The sequence below is a fragment of the Plesiomonas sp. PI-19 genome, from assembly GCF_021368255.1.
Taxonomy (GTDB): Bacteria; Pseudomonadota; Gammaproteobacteria; order Enterobacterales; family CAMTGL01; genus Plesiomonas; species Plesiomonas shigelloides.
This window is the reverse complement of record NZ_JAJNMQ010000001.1, coordinates 1474664-1492671: the sequence shown is the minus strand read 5'-3', so window position 1 is coordinate 1492671 and position 18008 is coordinate 1474664. Positions and strand designations below refer to the sequence as shown.

Sequence of the window (18008 nt, the reverse complement as noted above, 5' to 3'; positions counted from 1 at the left end):
AATTGGGTTTTATTAAGATCGAGTGGTTAGTCAAAGTATACTGAGCATCATCATGGCGTGTTTTTCTTGCATCGTGTTCCGTGATAACAAAAAATTCAAGCAGGGACATTTTGAAATGGGCATTCGCTGCGCGAATTTTATGCCCATTTCAAACCACTGCGCACGCAAGCGTGCTCCGCTATGCCCCTTAATTAAATGTTAAATTTTCGACAAAACTCGCTTCTAGCATCAGCGTTTCATATGTATGTGACTTTTAGTTTGGTATATAATGTGACTGACTTTATTGATTAATTATGAGGAACTAATGCAGTTAAATAATATTATATTCCATAAGCTAATCACTGAACAGCATAAAGCTCCGGTTCTCTTAGAGCCGAGAAGTGCGTCTGTAGATTTACCTAACTCTAAAGCTGAAAGTTTAGTTGATGCTGCATTAGCAAACTATCAAAAAGAGTCTTCATTAGCATATGCAGGCTTTTTGTTGGATAGTCATTTTCCAAGTTCTCTTAACAAATTCTTGACGGGCGAGATTAATTTTTATGATTTTTCAATTTCTATTTTAAATAATTTGAGACAAGAGATGATGAGAGTGCCAGCTTCAACTGGTGGATATCTCACAATCGCGCATTATTTTGAAGAAGAAAAAGAAATATTATTGTTGTTACTTCTAAAGGATAAAATTGGCATTGGTATTACAAGTGATCTTGAGTTAGAAGATGTCCACTCGTTAAATCTAGATAAGCTACATGTAGCAGCTGCAATTAACATTAGTAATTGGAAAGCAGGAAAAGAAAAATATATTTCATTTCTTAAGGGTAAGGCGAGAGATAAAGAGGTTGTCGGATATTTCAAATCGTTTGTATGTATAGACGAGGATATGTATACCGATCCGGTTAAGCATACCAGAGATTTAGTTAATGCGATTAAAAACTATTGCAAAGATAAATTACAAGACTCAGCAGCGTCAGATGCGAAAGCTCGTGTGCATTCATACTCAATGATTAAAGCCGAAAAAGAGCAGTCTATTACACTTGATGAAATTGCAAATTTACTTTCTCCATCATCACCAGAAGATTTTATCGCATATCTACGCGATAAGAAATTAGAAATCCCAGGAGAGTTTCAGCCGGTTGCTGCACGTTTAAATAATTTAGTGAAATATAGAGTTAAAGGTGAAACCACGGACTATACTTTGTCGTTTGAGCATAGTGCTATTGAGGATAACAAAATATGGCTTAATTCAGACGAATATTTGGTGATTAGTGATGTTCCCGCATGGATAAAAAGACAGCTCCCTTGTAGATAATATGGACTATTTAATTGATGTAATAGCTTTTTTGAAATTTAAAAAATTCCAATGGAAAGATTGGAGTTTGATTTCCGAATTAAAGATAGATACAGAGTCTAAGAGCAGGTTTATAGAGATTGATGGTTATGAAGGAGTTGAGATCGAGCTAGAAAATAATAAAGGTGAGTTGATTGACATAGATGATGTTAGGTCAGGTGAAGTGGTAAAAGTTGTAATTACTTTACCACGTAATCAAGATCTCTTCGTTGCAAAGGATATATCTGATCTTGTAGAACGTACTAAAATATTATCTATACCAGATAAGTATGTCCTCTTTGATGTGGATTTTTTTAGTTGGCGTGATGATGTTAAAAAGATAGGGGCTGTTTTTGCACACGATAAAATAATTGAGTTTATCAATCTTTGTATTAAATTGGATGTGCTAGAAAAACATTACACTTCAAATAAACTAGTTTTGTTTTTTTCAAATGAAAAGTTACTTATATCATGCGAGCTAGATGCCAGTATTTTATCTGTTGATGTTGCCAATGATTTTGAAAGAATAATTTTAAAGTTCAATAGTGATCAGCATAAGAGCGATCGAGTTCATATGCTCAGAGCATCATTATTTAAAGTGTTAAATAAATGCTCTGAAAACAAAAGGCTGATTCATCTGACAAGCAATTCATCTAAGTTTGTAAGATTGTTTGAACAAAACTATGATCTTTTTGTTTCTGATTTTTCATTCGATTCAGAGAAAGAAAAGGTTTTTGCAGAAAAAAGAGATTTTCTATCTAAGCTAAGTCAGTTACTTTCAGGTATCCAAGCCAAGCTTTTAGCGATCCCTCTATCGCTGGTTCTTGTGTTAGGTCAAATGAAGACTAAACCGGACGATAGTCCACTGATGGTGAACTCACTAATCTTAGCTTCATCATTATTATTTTCAGTAATAATGTTTGTGCTATTACGTAGTCAATTGACTGCAATTAATGCCATTAGCCATGAAGTTAAATCTAAAAGAAATAGATTTGAACTTGAATTGCCTGATTTATACTCTGAGGTGTCACTAGCATTTGACAGTATTTCAAAGCAATGTGAATACAACAGGTTTTTTATTTGTTTTATGATTGTGGTTGTTGTGTTGGGTTTTTTGGGAACCGTTGTGGCTTATGCAATGCTTACACCACAATTACATAAATTCATTAGTGAATGTTTGGCATCATATATTCCTATGGCATGTTCAGCTTTTGATAAAATATCAAATATGGTAAATAGCCTATTGATCTAATAATTTAACAAAAAGCTCAACAGGGACATTTTGAAATGGGCATTCACTACGTGAATTGTATGCCCATTTCAAACCGCTGCGCACGCAGGCGTGCTACGCTATGCCCCTTAGCTAAATGTTATCAGGAAAGGCCTTTAACCTATATTGTAGGCGAATGAGAACATCGTAATGTTGGTTGTAGTATGGTGCTACGGCGAATGGGAAGCATTAGGTTTTTAACGACCTATTAAGGTGTGACTAACGTAATACCGATGTCGCCACATATCATCTTAATCACTTAAACCAACGCATGGTGAAAATTCCACGCGTTGTGAATCACTCCTAAACGGTTTGTTATGATTATTTCACACAACGTAATGTCATTGATTTAATTGCAACATTGTCAGAAATTACAGCTGTAGCTGTTTCATAATTATTATACGAATTAAAATTCAACATCATATAACCGCTGTAGAAACGTTGTCCATCGCCTTTAATTGACCCATATAAATATTCGTCTCTATCACTAGAATCAATATATAATTTTCCATCTCTTATTTTGTAAACATCAGATCCTTTATATGTGTGTGAATCTTGGAAATTTAGCTTAGATGAGTCAAGAAAACTGACAAACACATCATTTTGAAAGCAAGTTAGGTCTGGAACTTCAGAGGCAGAAACATTAGAAGAAAGAATGAGTGTAATTAGTAAAACTCTTTTCATTTAAAATTCAGTTAAGTATGTTGAAGATAAAAATTCGATTATACAGGCTTCGTAGGCGAATATATATCGATAATCATAGCAGCATTATTAAACGGAAACTTTTCGTATAGTAACACACTATCCACGTTATATCACTAAAGAGACTATTCGTTGTGTGTTGTATGTTGCGTGGGACTGGTGCGTAGACGTTGAGTTAGGTCATGTATTGGGGCTGCGAGCATGCATTGCTTTGCAAGCATCGGTTCCATGATAACAAAGAGCTCAAAAAGGACATTTTGAAATGGGCATTCACTGCGTGAATTTTATGCCCATTTCAAACCGCTACGCACGCGGGCGTGCTACGCTATGCCCCTTAGCAAAATGTTATCAAGAGCTTTATAATCTCTGATTAGTGCGTATATGTTTGAAACTTGCTATTTATAATGGCTCACTTCACAAAAATGTATTTTGATGTTAGCCATACACCACTTTTACCTTGTTGTTTAAGATTTTTTTTTGTGGTTGCATCGACTTGGGATTCAAATGCAATATAGTAAAGAGTCATTGGTTCAACTTCCACAAAAAATGAAAGGCTTTTCTTTGCGCCGACAAATAGATAAAGATTATTAATCGATATGTTGCTTTCGTTATCATTTGTTTTTAAAGAACGATATAAATAAGGTGTTAAAACTTCACTGCTTGCGACCAAGTCATCTTTATGCTTTAACTTATATATTTTTATGGGAGTGTTTTCCCAAGTCATATCTATATCTTGTGTGCCATTATTTTTTATTGTTACATTAATTATAATTCCTTTTTTACTGCTATCCAAATCATGCTGCTCAATGTCAATTGTTATGTCGCTTGAAATTGTTCCGTCAATTTTATCTCTAAGTTCTTTTAGTTCTAGCCTTGCTTTTTCTAAATCGCTATTAGTCTTTTTTAAGCTAGCTTCAGCAACTTCACGCTGAGAGAGTATGTCAAAGGTATAAAAGGCCCAAATGCCAGAAACGACAATGCCGACTGCAATGATGAAAAAGTGAAGCGACTCGACCCAGTTAGAACTAAACGGTCGGATTAATGCATTGATAATCCGTCCTATAATGGATTTTTGCTCTGAGTTTATAGTCATATTTAAAGCATGGCGTCTGTGGATGGGGTTGGCTTTTCAAATGAAATGTCAATGTCATCAGTATCAACAATTTTATAAGCTTGCTTTTGCATTTCTGCATCTAATGAATCGATTGAGTTTTCAATTTTTGATGTTTTGACTACTTGTACAAGCTCCATTGCTTTTTTTGTTAACTCTGGATTATTTTCGTTTTCTTCCGCAAATACAACTTGATTGTTAAACAGCAGGCAAATACAAATGGCAAAAACTTTAAGAACTGTTTTGTCTCCTTTCAATTGAATAAACTGAAATCCGGGAGACATGAAAGCATGCTGAGCTGTTAGCTGATATTGAAACTCAGAACTGTTATCTCTGATGAAATTAATAAAATCATCTTTAGTAAGACTGTTTAGGTCATCAGTACTAGATAAGAAGTTTGCTAAAAGCTCTAACTCATCGTATACATGAGATAAGCTTGATAGTGCACGATTTGAAAGGGCATCATGAGAGTTGATACTAATTGAGCACCTGACTTCATTTTCAACAAAGTGGATTGGTTGAAGCCAATGATTTATAACGTTAATTTTCTCTTCATCTGATATGCTAAAAATCGTACCTGTATTTCTAAAACTCCTATCAATTACATATGGTATATGCTGTCTAGCATGGGTGTGTCCCCATTCAACCTTTATACGCAGAGGAAAGTAACAAACATTATCATCAGTGCTATCATTAACTGAGGATCTTAGACCTGTCTTATCGTAGTAACATTTCGATTTTACTATTCCAGCTAATACAACTGAATCTGTAATAGTAAGTACTGTGTCACCTTCTTTCACCACATTCAAAAACTGATAAACTTGGCCTGTTTGTCTAGATACTACAGCTGACTCCTCACCTTCTTCAATGAGTGAGGTTTTATATAGGCCTAGAATTTTATTCTTATCATTTAATGACAACTCACCACTAATATTACCAACGTTAAGGTCAGCGATGTGGCCAATTGCTACGATGCCGTTTTTACGGAAGTGTTGGTAATAAGCGGCATTTTTACCAGATCTTATGACCCACACTCTTTTTGTAGTAGGGATTGGATTGCTGCTAACAATAATTTCTGACACTTAACGTTCTCATCTAGTTCAAGGTGAATGCTAACTCAATATTTTAAGTGTTGTGATAGCTAATGCCAATACCTCAGTACAATATATGTGTGATTTTCATCTAGAATTAAAGTTAAAAAAAGTTGGTCAAGCAGTTAAGCAAATGAGTATTGAATCGATACGCCCGCATGTGCATATGTGGCTCGTGATAACAAAAAATTCAAGCAGGGACATTTTGAAATGGGCATTCGCTGCGCGAATTATACGCCCATTTCAAACCACTTCGCACGCAAGCGTGCTCCGTTATGCCCCTTAATTAAATGTTAGCTGAAAGGCGAATTTAATAAGCTTTTGTGGGTTAAATCTGAGCATTTAGCATAGTGAATTTTCACGTCTCAATTGTATTTGTTCATCGATTTAGCCTCTGCCTCGAATGAGTGAGTTGTCTTGGCTACTTTATCGTTTACGTAAATATCGTATTCTTTCTATGCCTGTACATTGTAGGTGAGCGGTCGCGTTGAAGTGTCTGCGGTGTAGGCGAATGTAATCCTGTTTTCATTCTAGTCAGCGGGTTCGGCTGCAACTGACAGTTTTGGCATAGCAAGCTTTGCTACAACTCCAAAATCGTATTCTTTCCTCTTGTTTGCATGGTGTTTAGCTGCACGAAATCAGCGTTCTTTTGCACAATTGAAGGCGAATGGTCGAGTCACGTGCATCATTGTTAATAGAATAGGGTAAGTACAATGCTCGCCAAGCTCCATTGTCCTTACTTAAGATTTTTTCGCTGGTCGGCCAGTATAGTGTTTTTAGCTACCTTGGGGTTTCAGCTAACAAAAAACTCAACAGGGACATTTTGAAATGGGCATTCGCTGCGCGAATTTTATGCCCATTTCAAACCACTTCGCACGCAGGCGTGCTCCGCTATGCCCCTTAATTAAATGTTATCAGGAAATGCATCTAATTAATATTTTCGGTGTATGAGAAATCGTAATTTTGCCGTAGTAGGTTACTACGGCAAATAGCAAACGCTATATTTTTAACGTTCTTTTAAAGTGTGAAAAATTTAATATCGAAACTGACTTATATTACCTTAAACACCATGCGTAACAGATAGGGAAAATATCAGGCGTTGCTAATCACTATCAAAAAGTTTATTAACAGCTGCGTGTCAGTAATCGTAACTCAGAGAGTCTGGATTCATAACTTTCTCAATACCAGATTCCAACAAGCCTTTTTTTAGTGCTTTATGTACTAATAAAAAGCTCGGAATCTCTAGTAAATACTTACCATTAAGCTTAGTTTTAGCACATTTTTCCAATAGTTGTTCTCGCGATTGGTTAAATGGAAAACTGTGAGAACGATTGAAATTCCATTTGTTACGCAACAATTGTTCTCGATGCTGAACCGCGCGATAAATAACAGATAATAACCACCCATCTAACGCGATTAATTGTTCAGTATCATTTACCAACGGATAGAAGCTCATTACGCCTTTAAAATAAATACGTTTTGTACGACCAGCTAGATAGTCTTTAATTTGCTTTTTACTCAATCCACCGTACATGTAACGACGAATTTGCATCATTGCACTAAGGAAGTTTTTATCTTTGTCGTTTGCAGGAATCTCTTGACCTGCTAAAGATAGTTGCTTTAATGGCTGAATCAGATTTCTATATAGAATATAAGAAATTTGCTTTTTAATTTTAAGTACTGACTTCTCTTTGATAGAAACATTTTCGACTGAGAGAGTGTATCCTAAAAAATCCAAACTGCTTTTTTTAGCTGATATCTCCGAGGGCAAACCTTCTTTGGTCAACAATGATATACCCTCCGATTTTGCAGCATTTATTTTTACTCCCGCATCATTCGAAAATCTATTTATTAAGCCAAACGCATTACATATTTTTGAATAGTCAGGAGTCCATACAATTGTGTCATCGGCATATCGAGAAAACTTAACTCCCTCCCTTTCTAGATCAGAGTCAAACTTCCAACATGTTAAATTGGCTAAAAATAAGCTTATAGAAGTGCCTTGAGGTATACCTACGGTTCTACCTTTCAAAAAAACTTTAATTATATATCTTTCTTCTGGACTAATGAAGAAACCATTTTTGTCAAATTGTTTAATTAAGTAGTCATGTGAGATAGAACCAAAGTAGTCAGAAAAGTCGAATTCAGCTAAGAAGGTACGCTCATTTCTTCGCAAATCAACGGAGATGTCTTGAATGGCAAAATGAACATTTCGGTCATTTCTATAAGCATAAGAAAACGAACTAAATCTGTGTTTGTTTTTTGCCAACAATCGATTAAAAAATAGCTTCGATACTGCAGCATCAGGAATCTGAAAAATTGACACTTTTCGTTCCCCACCATCAGATTTAGGGACTTTTTTAATATGTGGATTATTGGGGATATATGTTCTATCTTCGATCTTTCTGGCAATGGATTTTGCGATACTTTTATGCTTTTTTAATACATAAAAAGGATTGAATTTTTTATCGATAGCCCAGTAATCTGGTTGATGAACAACCTTGGCGGGTGCTAAATTACCGAGTCTTCTTTTGTTTCTTTCATGTTCCAAGTGCAAACGGTTGTGATATTCATGATATCTAATGATTAGCTTTTTCGCTTCATCCTTAATCACGCTTGCTAAGTGTTTTTCTAAACTCATATATTCCTCATACAAAAAGGCCCGAGCGTTAGCTCGGGCCTTCCCACGGTATAAACCCAAGTAAAAGTAAGTTACCACTTGGTTGATGAAAATTTGACGTCTCACCCCCATCAGCGCGAATTTCGCAACTGAAGATCAACCATTTCTGGCTAATAGAAGGCAATACCGTTGTTTCCATGGGAAACTTATTTTCTAATATACACTAAGATTTATCTAAATCAATAGATAATGTGTGGAGAGCTAGTTAATCGCATTATTAATGCGGAAAGTTTCCGTACCGTAACGTCACATGTACAATTCGTCACCTAACAAAGAGATTTGCTAGGTGTGATGTTGCATATTGGGTTTTACTTTAGAAGTAGAGTTAGCTCATGTGTTGAATGTGTAAACACGCATTGCTTTCCAAACATCGGGTTCCGTGATAACAAGAAATTCAAGCAGGGACATTTTGAAATGGGCATTCACTACGTGAATTTTATGCCCATTTCAAACCACTTCGCACGCAGGCGTGCTCCGTTATGCCCCTTAATTAAATGTTATCTGAAAGGCGAATTTAATAGGCTTTCGTGGTTTAAATTTCAGGCTGTAGCCAAGATAGTTTTCGCTGCGCAATTGTATTCTTTCTTCGGTTTAGCTTCAGCGTCGAATGGTCGAGTTGTCTTAGCCACTGTGCTATTTACGTAAATATTGTATTCTTTCCTGTTGGACGTATGGTTTTTATCCGCACGAAATCAGTGTTTTTTCGCACAATTGAAGCCGAACGGTCGAGTCACGTGGATGTTCATCTGTAGAATAGGAGCATTACAGTGCACGCCGGGCAAAATCGCTTTTACTTAAGGCTGTTGCGTTGGTCGGCATAAGCCTGCTTTTAGCAACCTTGGGGTTTCAGATAACAAAAAATTCAAGCAGGGACATTTTGAAATGGGCATTCGCTATGCGAATTTTACGCCCATTTCAAACCACTTCGCACGCAAGCGTGCTCCGTTATGCCCCTTAATTAAATGTTAGGTTTTCGAAACTTCCAATCATCTCCCAGAATAAAAATGTCTCCTGCTATACCTTCTATTTGATGAAGCAATAGAGGAGGTTGGGATGTCTTGTTCGTGCTGTGATAAGAAACTCAATTCAGGAATGATTCATCGGTTTGATAAACTTACGGGTGAAGAGTATAAATCATGTCCGCATTGCTCAGACGCTAATGGTTCAGAGCATGTCTTCCATTCATATCCTGCATCGTTTGGTAGTTCACCTGCTAGAAAAACGCCAACAAATCCTGAAGGAGATCAAAGCTATTGTATTGATTGCCGTCAACTTGATAAGGGCGTAGTCTCACAAACCTATAGAAATGGTCGCGTATGTAGCAGTTTGGTACCAGAATTTAATGAAGCTTTTTCAGAATGACGCAGTTACTTGGTTATCAACACTCGCAGATGCGAGTGTTGATCTTTTAATCACAGACCCACCTTATGAGTCATTAGAGAAACATAGAAAAATAGGTACCACAACACGCTTAAAAGTGAGTAAATCATCTAGTAATCAATGGTTTAGTATCTTTCCTAATGAGCGTTTTGAAAGTTTATTTAAAGAAATATATAGAGTGCTTAAGAAAAATTCGCACTTTTACTTATTCTGTGATCAAGAAACGATGTTTATCGTTAAACCAATAGCAGAAAAAGTTGGCTTTAAGTTTTGGAAGCCGATTGTTTGGGATAAAGTAAATATCGGAATGGGATATCACTATCGATCACGCCATGAATACATTTTGTTCTTTGAGAAAGGTAAGCGTAAGCTAAATGATTTAGGTGTGCCAGATATACTAACATGTAAACGAGTCAATAAAGGCTATCCTACTGAAAAACCAACTCAACTAATTCAAATGTTAATTTCACAAAGTAGTAATGTTGGTGAATTAGTTGTCGATCCTTTCTTCGGTTCAGGTTCAACATTGGTAGCCGCTGAAAATCTGGGGCGTGATTACTTAGGCTGTGATATTTCAGACGCTGCTCATGCTCATTTTAAGCAACGGTGCATGAAAACCTAACAAAGAGCTAAAGTAGGGACATTTTGAAATGGGCATTCGCTGCGCGAATTTTATGCCCATTTCAAACCTCTACGCACGCAAGCGTGCTCCGTTATGCCCCTTAGCTAAATGTTATCGGTGAGCAGACTGAACTAGCCTTATTGCCGAATGAATTTGTTTACTTATCATTATTTGCTTATGCGAGTATATGTTGAATTATGACTTCTTCATAAATCTTGTTTTTGAAGTAGTGCGATTAGCTAGGCGTAAACTGTATAAATATTGTTTTCGAATGGCTTGTTCGTCAGGATAAACCTCATATATCCAATGTTTAAAACCTATGCCACATAAATATCCACCGAGTGCAGCCATTGCTCCACATAAGTATGGAAACCACTCTCTATCAGTTTTTATTATTTCTAATTTTTTGTTTTCAATGCTGATTCGGTATTTTTTTGTTTCTTCAGATAAGTCGGGTTGTTCAGCGATATATGATATTTTCTCTAGTGAGCTAAAGGCAAGTTCGTTATATCGATAGTTTTGGCTTAACAAAAAGTATACGCTGAATACAACCGCAATGGCTCCTATAATCGCCATTAATTTATAAGGGTTGTCTGTGGGTATTTTTAATGATGAGTTCACTGCTAAGGCGTCCTTTACTTTATATTGATTGCATATCATATATGAGATGCTTGTATAATGACGGTAACATGCTCTATTTACTATCATATCAGGTTGATTTCGTGATATGTGAAGATAAGCAGGTATTTATGTCTATTCTGTTTAGAAATAGATGTGACCTAACACGCACTTCTTTGTGCATTGAGTATCACGATAACAACAAGTTCAAGCAGGGACATTTTGAAATGGGCATTCGCTACGCGAATTTTATGCCCATTTCAAACCGCTGCGCACGCAAGCGTGCTACGCTATGCCCCTTAACTAAATGTTATCAGGAGTCGCGCTGAATTTAGAACTGTGGCGCATGAAATAATCGTAGTTAATTGTCTTGGCTACAATTTCTCATTTTGCCAGAAAGCAGTATTCTCACGCCAACTGTATCTGGGGTTGCATTCACTAGCGATTTTGCTACAGAAATGGCGGTAATGGGTTTGTAGTTTTTAGGAATAAAGCTCATCAATGCATTAGCGAATAGCTGACTGTAATGCTCATTACTTCTTTTCGGTTGGCCCAATGCATCACGATCACCTAATAGCATAGAGGGGCGAGCAATGGTCACACCTTTAAAGCCTAAATTTTCAACTGCAATCTCTAATTCGCCTTTGACTCTGCTATAAAACACTACAGAGTTTGGGTTAGCGCCCATTGCACTAACAATTCCTATGCGGTCTACGCCAACTTTTCGGGCCGCTATTGCTACGGCGAGGTTTGCATCAAAATCCACTGCACGAAATGCATCATTGCTACCTGCATCTTTGATAGTTGTTCCAAGTGCGAGATACACTTCGTTTGCGCTAGGTAATGCGGGTAAGTCCTTAAAATTCACAACCAGTTGAACAAGCTTCGGATGATCCAGTTTCAGCTTGCGTCTCGTTAAACTGTATACTGTACGAACAGTGTCGTCGTTCAAAAGCTGTTTGAGGATCTCGCTGCCAACCAGTCCGGTACTTCCTGTAGTAATCACATCGCGATTTGGTTGCATTTAGAGGTTCCTTGGTATTCTGTATGGTCTGGTTGTAACCAAGGTTAGCGTAGTCTAAGTGTATTGGTAATCCATTTTGTTTGGTCTACATCGGCTCCGTGATAACAAAAAATTCAAGCAGGGACATTTTGAAATGAGCATTCGCTGCGCGAATTTTACGCTCATTTCAAACCACTGCGCACGCAAGCGTGCTCTGTTATGCCCCTTAATTAAATGTTATACACATCGGAGAAAATGGCTGATGAAACTTTGTGGCATTGATTTAGCTTGGCAAGGTGTGAAAAATCCATCGGGCATTGCTATCGGTGAGCTAAATGGAAATGAGTTACGAATTGAATCAGTCTATCCTTGTTGTCGTGATGTGAAAGCGATTATTGATTCTGAACCTGATATAGTAGGTTATGCTATAGATGCTCCGCTAATCATAAATAATATTTCAGGGCTACGGCAGTGTGAAAAAGAACTAGCTAAAGTTTATAGCTCGCGGCATGCAAGCTGCCATCCATCTAATCTAATGCTATACCCAAATCCTGAGTCTGTGAAACTTGCTCAACATCTGCAACAGAAAGGTGTCAAGCATCTAGGTGACCGTCAATGGATGCTCGAGTGTTATCCACATCCAACATTGATTGAAATATTCTCACTGCCTGAAAGATTAAAGTATAAAAAAGGTAAGGTCGTAGAACGTCGGAATGGACAAACTCATCTGGCTAATTTATTGGTATCTTTGGAGTTTAGTCCGATTGTGAAACTAATAATTCCGGAGCATATAAAACACATTTTTTCAGTTGAGTATATTAAATCATTGCGGGGTAGTGCATTGAAGAGAAATGAAGATGCAATAGATTCTGTCATTTGTCTTTATATTGCGGCTCTGTATGCTGTTGGTGTTACTAGCAAAACCTTTGGCAATAGCATTGATGGTTATATTTGGATTCCGTGCACTAAATGTGTATAACAACAAGTTAAAGCAGGGACATTTTGAAATGGGCATTCGCTACGCGAATTTTATGCCCATTTCAAACCGCTGCGCACGCAGGCGTGCTGCGCTATGCCCCTTAACTAAATGTTATCTGAAAGGCGAATTTAATAGGCTTTCGTGGTTTAAATTTCAGGCCGTAGCCAAGCTAGTTTTCGCGGCGCAATTGTATTCTTTCTTCGGTTTAGCTTCAGCGTTGAATGGTCGAGTTGTCTTGGCCACAGCACTATTTACGTAAATATCATATTCATTCCATTCTTGAACATAGTTGGCGAATGAGTGCGTTGCAGTTTCAGCGGTATAGGCGAATGTAATCCAGCTTTCTTTCCCGTCAGTTGGTTCTGCGGTTGCGGAGAGAACGGGCATAGCATGGTTTGCGGAAACTGGAAAATCGTATTCTTTCCTGTTGTTAGCATGATGTGTGGTTGCACAAAATCAGTGTTCTTTTGCACAATCTAAGTCGAATGGTCGAGTCACGTGACAAATCATCGGTAGAATAGGGTAAGTTCAGGCTCGCCGCGGAAAGCAGCTTTTACTTAAGGCTGTTACGTTGGTCGGCAAAACTCTGCTTTTAGCAACCTTGGGGTTTCAGATAACAAGAAATTCAAGCAGGGACATTTTGAAATGAGCATTCGCTGCGCGAATTTTACGCTCATTTCAAACCACTGCGCACGCAAGCGTGCTCCGTTATGCCCCTTAATTAAATGTTATCAGGAAAGGCGTTGAATCTAGATTTTTGGCGAATGTAAGTTTTGCAAAACTCCGAGGTATGACACTAGTTGGTGCGAAGTAGCATCTGAATTTTGTCTTTCGCACCATAGTCGTTTATTATGTATGTGTTATCTTTCGCAAAGAATTCAATAATACATCTCCACCGCTCCCAAAATCCAAGATGATCTCGTCATACAAGGTTTGTGAGTCACTAACAGCAAGTTCATAAGTGTTCATAAAATCTCGCAACAAAGCTAAAGCATCTTCAACGTACTGCCGTGATATACCAGGAAGCGGCTCTTCAGCAACCCCCATCGCATGACCTAAGTCAGCGTGTGCAATACGCTTGTTACGTAACTTCCTGAATTTATCGCAACTTTTAAAGAGTTCTTCAAACTTTTCTTTCAACGCATGGGCTAATTCTAAATAACCAGAATTATTAGCTATAACTATTAATTGTTTGAGACTAAGGTTTTCATTAGAGCCTTGCTTGTTGGGATCTGTTAGTTTCGAAAAAGAAAGTGCTACGTTATCCATAAATAGATGCTGAGCGATATAGAAAAAGTAGGCTCCGTTTTTATTCAAAAGCTCGATTTCTTTTGGTCCTTGAGCATAAACTTGCCTATAAACAACCCAACGAAAATGAATTTCATTTACTTCATCTTTTAGTCTTTTAAATACGTCCAAACTAAAACCTCTCTAAAATAAATAACAGCGTATTATGCGGAATTTTCCGTATAGTAACGTGGCATGCGCTCTGAGTCACTAGATGTAACGTTCTGTAGTGTGCGGTGTAGTGACTTTAACTGAGGAAGTAGAGTTAGCTCATTCTTTGAGTATGCAAAACACATTGCAGTTTGAGTATCGGTTCCATGATAACAAAAAGTTAAAGCAGGGACATTTTGAAATGGGCATTCACTATGTGAATTTTATGCCCATTTCAAACCGCTGCGCACGCGAGCGTGCTGCGCTATGCCCCTTAACTAAATGTTATCAGGAGAGTGCTGTAGTTAAACCTAGTGATGAATGGTAGTGCCGTAGCAGTGCTACGGCATATGTAAAGTGTTACTTGAAACTCAATTTATCGCCCTGATTAGGGAATTCAAATGTAACACCGAGTGTATTTAACTCATCCAGTTGTTGTTTGATCACTAATTGCGGATCACTACTTTTATTTAAACTATACTTTATATGACTTATAACAACTTTTAATCCTTCTAAGCTTCCTTTACCGACCTTTTTTTCTAGTACACTTAGTTCTTTTATCAACCAGTTAGGTGTTAAGTGGCCAAACAAATTTTTATCTTCTGTTTCATTACTGAAAGAAACTTCAATAATGATTCCTTTTAATTTTTTGTCTTTGACAAAAGGAGCTAACATTTCCCACACCTTACTAAGTGAGTCACTATTCTCTACTTCGTCTGGCCCAGTATCACCAAAGTAGGCAAATACATCACCTTCACTGTCCTTCAGCAAAAAGGCTGTTGATTCTCCACCGGAATGTGCTAATGGCATAGCCATTACATTCATTGTAGTGTCTGTCAGTTCTTCCCATTTTGCGGGAGAAAGGTTCTTGTAAGTATACTGATTTATTTTGAATCCTTTACCTTCGTTGCCGAAGTTTGGCCAAGCAGACCAATTGAAATAGTTGTCAATTAATCCCTGATTAGTATTTGGTAGTCCATATATCGGCTTTTTGCTATCGTCTGGTGAGGATATTATCATTCCAGCCACATGGTCGAGGTGAGCATGGCTGATTAAGTAGCCTTTGATTTTTTCTTTTAATAAGTATCCGATTTTTGTGTATGGTGAGTTATCAGGTAGTTTTAACTCGGAAAAAGCATCTTTCCCATCAGCAATAATAAGTCCATTTACTACCGAACCTGCATCTAGCATGACGTAATTAGAATCAATGTCGCTTTTTATCATAAATGCAGTAAGGTTGCCATCTTGTATACCACCTTTACTTCCCAAAGTTACGGCTTCAAATCCCGCAGCATTGATATTGAGGCTGTATGATAGACAACCGATTAATAAGGCTACTTTAGTTTTCAACATATCATCCCTTTGTAGGTTCTCTGATAAATACTTCAGATACATTATATGATCGTGTTGTTACAGATAGATTAATAGCGGTTGTGTTAATGATATCGCAGATAGGATGGGAGTAATATCATATGTATTGATATTGTCACTAATGCCGATCACAAAGTTGGCAAGTCATTTCTCTGAAGACCGGTAAGTTCATTAGAATGAGCAAACTAACATATTTTGTTATGCTAAGAACGGTCTCCATGATAACAAAAAGCTCAAGCAGGGACATTTTGAAATGGGCATTCGCTACGCGAATTGTATGCCCATTTCAAACCGCTGCGCACGCAAGCGTGCTACGCTATGCCCCTTAGCTAAATGTTATGCGAATATCTAGCAGGTGAGGCTTGATGAAGGATTTTCTTCAAAGTTTTGATAATAGGGATATTGCAATATGCCTATGGTCACTAGTGTTATTTTGCTATGTTTTACGCAGTGAAAGTGTGCGCGATTCGCTGATCGATTTATTGAAATCATTAGCTCATAAGAAAATAATAATGAGTCTGATTGTATTTCTCGCATACTACATTTTTGTGGTGTGTGTCACAAAACTATTTGGGCTGTGGGCACTTTCACAATTAAAGTTAACGATTATATGGTTTCTTTTTGTGGGGGTGCCAGGACTGGCATCATCGATAAAGGTTGATAAAGGTTTTATTGATTTTAGTAAATTAGCTTTGAGTAATTTATCTTTGTCTGTGCTGTTTGAGTTTTTTATAAATGTTTATAAGTTTCCTTTGGTTATTGAGTTGATTTTTGTTCCTCTTGTTACGCTAATTACTTGGATTGTTGTCTATGCTGGGTATCATGATGAACATAAAAATGTAGAAGTCTTTGGTAAAAAGATAATACATGTCATAGGTGGCTGTGTGATATTCTATGCAATGTATAATCTGGTATTTGATTTTGATGAATTGTTGAAAGTTGACAATTTAAGACAGTTTATTCTGCCATTGATTTATTCGGTTGGCGTGATACCGGCTTTATGGTTATCTTCAGTGTATTCTGTGTACGACAGTGTTTTCACTATGATTCCATTAAGATCAAAAAACAAATCGGTGCATAACTATTTACGATTATCATTAGCTGTTAGGTTTAGATTTAATACAGAGCTTCTATATTTATGGTTCAGTGAATCAAGGTGCCACGATCTTGAGTCTAAAGTTGAAATTGATGAGTCAATCAATAAAGTTATTGGTGACAGATTCGTATAACAAAAAGTTAAAGCAGGGACATTTTGAAATGGGCATTCGCTACGCGAATTTTATGCCCATTTCAAACCGCTGCGCACGCAAGCGTGCTACGCTATGCCCCTTAACTAAATGTTATCAGGAAAGGCATTTAATTAATATTTTTGGCGCATGATAGAATCGTAATATTGCCGTAGTAGGGTACTACGGCAAATGAGAAATATTAAATTTTTAACGCCTCAATCAGCCGACTCGTCAGCGGTAGGCTATATTGATTTGTTAGGCTAAATTTTCTTCACGCTATCGCCAATCTTAGGATCATCAAAAGGTATTATCTCTGGTTCTGGATACTCAACAACCTCCCCCATCAATGAGGCAAGAGCTCCAGAACCAGATCTTGATACAACTTTTTTCGGTTTCTCTTTGCGATTAGACTCAATAGTTGTCATTTTGGGTTGGACATGAACTGCCGACCCGGTGCCTCGAACAGTTTCTAATTGCCCTAAGCTTTCCCCGGTTATAGGATCAATTAACTCTTCAGGGTCAACATAATAAACAAGGAACTTATCTCCAACTTTTATACCATGATCAGATCCAACGTTTATGACGATCTTTGTGTCATTCTGGACTTTAACCACTACTATTTCACGCTTTAAGTTTGACTCACTCATAAATCACCTTCCAAAAATGCTCTAGGTACCGATGGCTTTAATATAAGCCTTTCAAGATCATGTTTTTTATTCTCTTTTAGCTGAGAAAGGAGCTCTTCGGATTCGTCATTTTTATAAATTGCAACTTGGACTTTCTTGTCATTCTGGACGTTAATAACAACACCAACACCTATTAGCTGTTCATAATCATCCTCTAACATAAATAATGTAACAGAGGATTCATGAGACAAGTAATTAGAGGGATCTACAATCAATAAGACAGAGGCCTTCTCATAGCTTTTCGGGGGGTTAAGAACCCTCCTGACCTTCGGCAATATTACGCTGGCGTCTGTATTTGCATCATATGCCGCACGAAATAATACAATTATCAATGCGGCAAGGATCATAACAATGACAAAGAATATATTCATTTTTACTGTTGCGGTGTTGGGCACAACGAAATACACTGCTATCGACGCCACAAAGCTGATAAGGGTAATCGCTCCTCCCCAGCTTTTAAGTATCGCTTTCCATAATCTTTCGGAGAACGTCATACAACTTCCTG

16 protein-coding genes are annotated in these 18008 nt (G+C 37.4%); 6 read left to right on the top strand and 10 right to left on the bottom strand.

Going from position 1 to position 18008, the window contains the following annotated elements; genetic code table 11:
* Window positions 1-304 precede the first annotated feature (304 nt).
* Both LQ901_RS06820 and LQ901_RS06815 read left to right on the top strand, forming a co-directional pair.
* Window positions 305-1306 (top strand): nucleoid-associated protein, encoded by a 1002-nt coding sequence (locus LQ901_RS06820; RefSeq protein ID WP_233672091.1) that lies wholly within the window; start codon window positions 305-307, stop codon window positions 1304-1306.
* A 1-nt stretch (window position 1307) separates the two neighbouring features.
* Window positions 1308-2576: a hypothetical protein gene (locus LQ901_RS06815; RefSeq protein ID WP_233672090.1), complete on the top strand. Its 1269-nt coding sequence runs from the start codon at window positions 1308-1310 to the stop codon at window positions 2574-2576.
* A 339-nt stretch (window positions 2577-2915) separates the two neighbouring features.
* Here the strand turns inward: LQ901_RS06815 and LQ901_RS06810 are convergent, their stop codons facing one another.
* From LQ901_RS06810 to LQ901_RS06795, 4 genes are all read right to left on the bottom strand, one after another.
* Window positions 2916-3278 (bottom strand): hypothetical protein, encoded by a 363-nt coding sequence (locus tag LQ901_RS06810; protein ID WP_233672089.1) that lies wholly within the window; start codon window positions 3276-3278, stop codon window positions 2916-2918.
* Between the two features lie 427 nt (window positions 3279-3705).
* Window positions 3706-4389, bottom strand: coding sequence for a hypothetical protein (locus tag LQ901_RS06805; protein ID WP_233672088.1), 684 nt, complete (start codon window positions 4387-4389; stop codon window positions 3706-3708).
* 2 nt (window positions 4390-4391) lie between these two features.
* The gene (locus LQ901_RS06800) at window positions 4392-5489 is read right to left on the bottom strand and encodes a hypothetical protein (protein ID WP_233672087.1); all 1098 of its coding nucleotides are present in this window, start codon (window positions 5487-5489) and stop codon (window positions 4392-4394) included.
* Between the two features lie 1147 nt (window positions 5490-6636).
* A complete protein-coding gene (locus LQ901_RS06795; protein ID WP_233672086.1) occupies window positions 6637-8139 on the bottom strand; it encodes a reverse transcriptase domain-containing protein in 1503 nt (500 codons plus the stop codon).
* 1092 nt (window positions 8140-9231) lie between these two features.
* Between LQ901_RS06795 and LQ901_RS06790 the strand changes: the two genes are divergently transcribed.
* A complete protein-coding gene (locus LQ901_RS06790; RefSeq protein ID WP_233672085.1) occupies window positions 9232-9540 on the top strand; it encodes a hypothetical protein in 309 nt (102 codons plus the stop codon).
* Entirely contained in the window at window positions 9521-10180 is a 660-nt protein-coding gene (locus LQ901_RS06785) for a site-specific DNA-methyltransferase (RefSeq protein WP_233672084.1), read from the top strand. Before LQ901_RS06790 ends, LQ901_RS06785 begins: the two co-directional genes overlap by 20 nt.
* A gap of 195 nt (window positions 10181-10375) precedes the next feature.
* On the opposite strand, the gene LQ901_RS06780 is transcribed toward LQ901_RS06785, so the two are convergent.
* Window positions 10376-10801: a hypothetical protein gene (locus LQ901_RS06780; protein ID WP_233672083.1), complete on the bottom strand. Its 426-nt coding sequence runs from the start codon at window positions 10799-10801 to the stop codon at window positions 10376-10378.
* A gap of 358 nt (window positions 10802-11159) precedes the next feature.
* On the bottom strand, window positions 11160-11822 hold the full coding sequence (locus tag LQ901_RS06775) for an NAD(P)H-binding protein (protein WP_233672082.1): 663 nt from the start codon (window positions 11820-11822) through the stop codon (window positions 11160-11162).
* 241 nt (window positions 11823-12063) lie between these two features.
* Here LQ901_RS06775 and LQ901_RS06770 point away from each other — a divergent pair, with 241 nt between their 5' ends.
* Entirely contained in the window at window positions 12064-12780 is a 717-nt protein-coding gene (locus LQ901_RS06770; protein WP_233672081.1) for a DUF429 domain-containing protein, read from the top strand.
* A gap of 849 nt (window positions 12781-13629) precedes the next feature.
* On the opposite strand, the gene LQ901_RS06765 is transcribed toward LQ901_RS06770, so the two are convergent.
* The gene (locus LQ901_RS06765; RefSeq protein WP_233672080.1) at window positions 13630-14199 is read right to left on the bottom strand and encodes a hypothetical protein; all 570 of its coding nucleotides are present in this window, start codon (window positions 14197-14199) and stop codon (window positions 13630-13632) included.
* 378 nt (window positions 14200-14577) lie between these two features.
* Window positions 14578-15570: an MBL fold metallo-hydrolase gene (locus LQ901_RS06760; RefSeq protein ID WP_036768292.1), complete on the bottom strand. Its 993-nt coding sequence runs from the start codon at window positions 15568-15570 to the stop codon at window positions 14578-14580.
* Window positions 15571-15953: 383 nt separating this feature from the next.
* Here LQ901_RS06760 and LQ901_RS06755 point away from each other — a divergent pair, with 383 nt between their 5' ends.
* Complete coding sequence (locus tag LQ901_RS06755; RefSeq protein WP_233672079.1) at window positions 15954-16817, top strand: hypothetical protein; 864 nt, start codon at window positions 15954-15956, stop codon at window positions 16815-16817.
* A gap of 260 nt (window positions 16818-17077) precedes the next feature.
* Here the strand turns inward: LQ901_RS06755 and LQ901_RS06750 are convergent, their stop codons facing one another.
* The gene (locus LQ901_RS06750) at window positions 17078-17464 is read right to left on the bottom strand and encodes a FlgT C-terminal domain-containing protein (RefSeq protein WP_233672078.1); all 387 of its coding nucleotides are present in this window, start codon (window positions 17462-17464) and stop codon (window positions 17078-17080) included.
* Window positions 17461-17997: a hypothetical protein gene (locus tag LQ901_RS06745; RefSeq protein WP_233672077.1), complete on the bottom strand. Its 537-nt coding sequence runs from the start codon at window positions 17995-17997 to the stop codon at window positions 17461-17463. The genes LQ901_RS06750 and LQ901_RS06745 overlap by 4 nt, the downstream gene beginning before the upstream one ends.
* Window positions 17998-18008 lie beyond the last annotated feature (11 nt).